The sequence below is a fragment of the Pseudanabaena sp. 'Roaring Creek' genome, from assembly GCF_001402795.1.
Lineage (GTDB): Bacteria > Cyanobacteriota > Cyanobacteriia > Pseudanabaenales > Pseudanabaenaceae > Pseudanabaena.
Map to the genome: position 1 here is coordinate 1 of NZ_LIRE01000419.1, position 4545 is coordinate 4545.

The window sequence follows — 4545 nt, forward strand, 5'->3', positions numbered from 1 at the left end:
TTGCTATCACGATTATGTCTAGCAAGATATGCTCTTTCCCTCGATTATCTCGTGGATCTTCTACTCCCTCAAAGTGGCTCAGTAAACTTACTTCGATAGGGCTATTCATTGTGGCTTTATTTGTTTATTTTCTCCTAAATTTTATTACCTTTTTTATGCGGTTGCCCTGCAGGGTAAACTTAATTAATTGACACAATCCCGAATAAGAAATTATACTCATTAGTTAACCGCCAGAATGAGTATAATTCAGAAATATTGGCGCAAATCAACCTCGTTATCATGACCAACCCCGCCGAATCAAATCAAACTGTAATCACCAATTCATCAATTGTCTTGTCAGAGCGAGAGCTACAAGTGATTGAATTAGTTGCCGCAGGTTTAACTAATCAAGATATCGCGCTAAAGCTAGCGATTAGCAAACGTACTGTAGATAATCACATTAGTAATATATTGACCAAAACCAAGACTGACAATAGGGTCTCACTGGTAAGATGGGCTTTACAATGGGGAAAAGTCTGTATTGATGAAGTTAACTGCTGCATTATTGGCACGCCGCCAGTCATTAATGTTTTGGATGCAAAGGATTTGGGGCAGGAATTAGAAAGTGCCTAGCGGGGAATTAGCGACTATACGTTGCAAGATTATTTATAACCCTGATATTGCTCTGGCGATGTATCGAGAGCTAGCATCCCATATCGAGCAGATTGAGGATGTGAAAGCCGAACTGTTTTGGCAAGATAGCAAAGAATTCAGCTATTTAGGAAGTCAAATAGGTGGCATGTGGCTTACTTATCCTCAAGCAATTTCTGCTCAGTCTCAGCTTTTAATAAATAAGATCTTAAATGCCTATGGGGTTTGGGTTTCGGAACCCAATATTTCATTAGTCTGAAGCCGATCGCAATCTCCGCTCCTTTTTTTATTGTGTAGGTGCAATAGCTTTTAAAATATGGAAAGACGCATATTTACAGATTTTGACGGGCCAATCATGGATGTGTCTGATCGCTATTACCAAGTTTATCTATATTGCTCAGAGAAAATAGCTCGTCCCACTCAAAAGCTTAAAATCCTTTCCAAGTTGGAATTCTGGGAATTAAAGCGATCTCAAGTGCCAGAAAAGGAGATCGCCAGTCTCACGGGCTTTGTTGAGGAAAAACAATCGATCGCCTTTGCCCATCTGCGGCGAGCTACTGTCCATACAGATCCGTATTTCGCCTATGATCGGCTCCTTGAAAATGCAGTTCCCGCCTTGGAAAAAGTTCAAGCAGCGGGGATCGAGCTGGCGGTCATGACTATGCGTCGTCGTCGTGAATTGGAACCAGTACTGGATCGATATAATTTAAGGCGTTTTTTCCACAGCGATCGCATTTTTTGTCTTGATGACGACTATGTAAAAACGGTTGATACTCAAGATAAACCTAAATTAATGAAACTTGCTCAGACCCAATTGCCACCTGTACAGGAGCAATGGATGATCGGCGATACGGAGGCAGATATTATAGCCGCTCAGACTTACAATATACCTGCGATCGCCGTTTTAAGTGGTATTCGCAATCATACGCAAATCATAAAGTACAAACCAAATCAGATTGTTTCTAATTTGTCCGCAGCGATAACCAATATCCTCGAAGGATGAGATAAGAATTAGCACATTGCGCTAATTCTTATCTCATTTGTGATTTGTAGGTTATATTCCCCCTAAAAACTCTTGCTTCGCAATTTTTACCATAACGGCTTGTTGACCCAAATAAAGCATATGTAACTCTGTAAGGAGTTGCTTCGCTGCATCTAGATCGATGTTTTGGATTTGTTGGCAAAACATCATATGGGTAAATTGCTTTTCGATAGGTAAGTCACTCATATGTACCTCTTTTACGAATCAATCAATGACACTAAACTATGACCTTAACCGATGCATTGAAGTTGCTTGACAGTAGATATTGGTCACTATGTCAACATAACGTAACAATACTTTAAAGTTATTAAGGGAACTGTATCATGACAAACATTTTCCTTAGATATACCCAAAGAAATATTTTTGCCAAAAAATTCAAAAGTATTCCTTATGATGGCGATAAGCAGCCTTAGCGATCGCGATTTTATAGTTGTCGTCAACTGTATCAGGACATAAAACCCAAAATAGCGTTGCCGCGCGGAGCGCGGCAACGCTATTTTGGGTTTTATACCAATTTCCAAAATGCCAACGCCATTTTGGGAATTGGTTTTAATTGGTATAAGGGTTTGAAAAACTAAAAAGCCACTGAATGTTTATAATTCAGTGGCTTTTTAGTTTTGGGACAAAAAAGAAAATTAAAGCAAGCCAGTATTGGTGCCTTGCTTGCCAGTAGCTAGTTCAACTTTGATAATCTTGCCACCCATTTTCATAATGCGTTGCTGCTCAGCAAACCAGTTGTCATAGGACACTAGCTTGGTGAAATAGGTATTTTGCAACTCTCGTTGTGTACGAATGCGAGTTTGACTAGGTACACAAGCAGTGATTTTAAAACTCCGCATAGCGGCAATCTCCTTCAGAGCCAGTTATTTAAAGATGAATTACAAAGAAATTTTTTTAGACAGATATAAACATTGGCGGCGAGATAGGCGCTTTAGCTACCTACCATCGCCGCCTTGTAAATACAGCTCTGTAAAATACAGTACTTTATTTTTTACGTTCGGCAAAAAATAAAGTCTAAAGCTATATCAGCAATTAGCTCAAGCCAGAGCTGATGTAATCGAGATATACACCCAATTCCTTACCAGCTTCAGAACCAACGATGCTAGCAGCAACTTCTTTGATCGCTTGAATAGCTTGAATTGTAGAAACTACAGGTACTCCGAGGGAGTTGTAGGTTTCTTTCAAGCCATTGAGTACGCGCTCGTCAAGAATCGAAGCATCACCAGCAAGCATTGCGTAGGTTGCATAGCGGAGGTAGTAGTCGAGGTCGCGGATACATGCGGCATAACGACGGGTGGTGTACATGTTGCCACCGGGACGGGTGACATCAGAGTACAAGAGAGACTTAGCAACTGCTTCTTTAACGATGGTTGCAGAGTTAGCGGCGATCGCTGCGGATGCACGAACGCGAAGTTCGCCAGTTGCAAAATAGCCCTTTAGCTTTTCTAGAGAAGCTGCATCAAGGTACTTACCTTGAACGTCGGCGGAATTAATAACTGAGGTAATTGCGTCTTGTGCCATTTTAATATATTTTTTAGGTTTGCAATTAGTTTTTTTGAATTTAGAAATTAAGAAATCCGAATTTCTTTAAAAAGAAGTGCTTTAAAAATATTAAAACAAATCTAGAACCGATCTACTGCATTGCACCGATGACATAGTCAAAGTAGTAGCCAGCTTCGGCTGCATCTTCACCAGACAACAAAGCGGATGCTGCGTTCTTCAAACCACGTACGCCTTCAGCAACACCAGGAATAGGAGTGCCCAAGGAATTGTACATTTCCTTAACGCCAACTAGACCGATTTCTTCGATAGGGGTGACATCACCAGATACAACTCCGTAGGTTACCAAGCGGAGGTAGTAGTCCAAGTCACGCAGGCAAGTAGCGGTCATTTGTTCGCCGTAGGCATTTCCACCAGGAGAAACAACATCAGGACGCTTTTGGAATAGTTGATCGCCAGCTTGCTTAACGATGCGCTCGCGGGATTCGGTCAAGGTTTGGGCAATGCGAAGACGACGTTCGCCAGAGCTTACAAAGCCCTTAATGCGATCTAGTTCACCAGGGCTGAGGTAACGTGCTTCAGCATCTGCATTCACGATGGACTTCGTGACTACGCTCATTTAATTTTTTCTCCAATCAAAAATGTGAATAAAAACGATTGATGTGATGCCGTACCATGCAGAAATTCCTTTGCTTTAGTAATGCCCTAAGGACGCTTACAAAAGTTTGGGGCTTGTCTGACATGGAAGGTTTCTTTGTCAAAGCAATGATTACCAAAACATTTTGAAGCATTGCGTTGTCTACAAGCTTTTCTTCATCACACTTCTTAACATTTCTTATGTTATCACTAGAGTTGAAAAGCTAGATCGATTAGCTTGGAAGTATTGCTGCACAAAGGGTTGCGGCTCCACCGAGGATCATTAAGCCTGCGGGCATAAATTTTTTTGTTTTGATCAGACGCACGATAAATACGATCACCAAAAGAGCGGCGATCGCCATACCAGCAATTTTGCCCCACTCTAAGTTTTTGGCGACGGCTGTTCCTGCAATTAACAGTCCCACACCACTAATGCTGCCTGAGATGATCGATGCTTGGCTTTTGCTCTTGGCAAAGCCGATGATGCCACCCACGATGGCGATAATTCCGTATACGAGCAAAGCAATGGCACTGGGGGAAAAGGTCATAGTCGTGTTTATGAGGTTTTTGAAGATTGGGTAAGAAATTTTTAATGGCGACATGGAGTGTCGCCCGTCACAGCCTATGCTAGCGAACTGTATTTCTGGGCGATCGCTAAGGCAAAGGTTTAGTTACACATATTTACAAATGCGCATATTCATAAGCGCTTATGAATATGCGCTTATATAGCTACATTC

General features: G+C 41.5%; 8 protein-coding genes. 3 read left to right on the forward strand and 5 right to left on the reverse strand.

All coding sequences use genetic code 11. The features are described 5' to 3' along the window. Window positions 1–279 precede the first annotated feature (279 nt). The 3 genes from AC805_RS13935 to AC805_RS13945 are packed head-to-tail and all read left to right on the forward strand — an operon-like array spanning window position 280 to window position 1633. The gene (locus AC805_RS13935; RefSeq protein WP_009628668.1) at window positions 280–612 is read left to right on the forward strand and encodes a helix-turn-helix transcriptional regulator; all 333 of its coding nucleotides are present in this window, start codon (window positions 280–282) and stop codon (window positions 610–612) included. Continuing rightward, entirely contained in the window at window positions 605–889 is a 285-nt protein-coding gene (locus AC805_RS13940; protein ID WP_055075984.1) for a hypothetical protein, read from the forward strand. Before AC805_RS13935 ends, AC805_RS13940 begins: the two co-directional genes overlap by 8 nt. Window positions 890–946: 57 nt before the next feature. Continuing rightward, window positions 947–1633 carry an HAD family hydrolase gene (locus AC805_RS13945; RefSeq protein ID WP_055075985.1) on the forward strand — a complete coding sequence of 229 codons (687 nt, stop codon included), beginning with the start codon at window positions 947–949 and terminating at the stop codon, window positions 1631–1633. A gap of 51 nt (window positions 1634–1684) precedes the next feature. On the opposite strand, the gene AC805_RS26315 is transcribed toward AC805_RS13945, so the two are convergent. The 5 genes from AC805_RS26315 to AC805_RS13965 all read right to left on the reverse strand — a co-directional run bounded on the left by AC805_RS26315 (window position 1685) and on the right by AC805_RS13965 (window position 4356). Continuing rightward, window positions 1685–1858: a hypothetical protein gene (locus tag AC805_RS26315; RefSeq protein ID WP_009628665.1), complete on the reverse strand. Its 174-nt coding sequence runs from the start codon at window positions 1856–1858 to the stop codon at window positions 1685–1687. 449 nt (window positions 1859–2307) lie between these two features. Next, window positions 2308–2511, reverse strand: a complete 204-nt coding sequence (locus AC805_RS13950; RefSeq protein ID WP_009628664.1) for a phycobilisome linker polypeptide — start codon at window positions 2509–2511, stop codon at window positions 2308–2310. A 193-nt stretch (window positions 2512–2704) separates the two neighbouring features. Continuing rightward, entirely contained in the window at window positions 2705–3193 is a 489-nt protein-coding gene (gene apcB, locus AC805_RS13955; RefSeq protein WP_009628663.1) for an allophycocyanin subunit beta, read from the reverse strand. 112 nt (window positions 3194–3305) lie between these two features. After that, on the reverse strand, window positions 3306–3791 hold the full coding sequence (apcA, locus tag AC805_RS13960; RefSeq protein WP_009628662.1) for an allophycocyanin subunit alpha: 486 nt from the start codon (window positions 3789–3791) through the stop codon (window positions 3306–3308). Window positions 3792–4041: 250 nt separating this feature from the next. After that, window positions 4042–4356 carry a TMEM14 family protein gene (locus tag AC805_RS13965; RefSeq protein ID WP_009628661.1) on the reverse strand — a complete coding sequence of 105 codons (315 nt, stop codon included), beginning with the start codon at window positions 4354–4356 and terminating at the stop codon, window positions 4042–4044. Window positions 4357–4545: the final 189 nt, after the last annotated feature.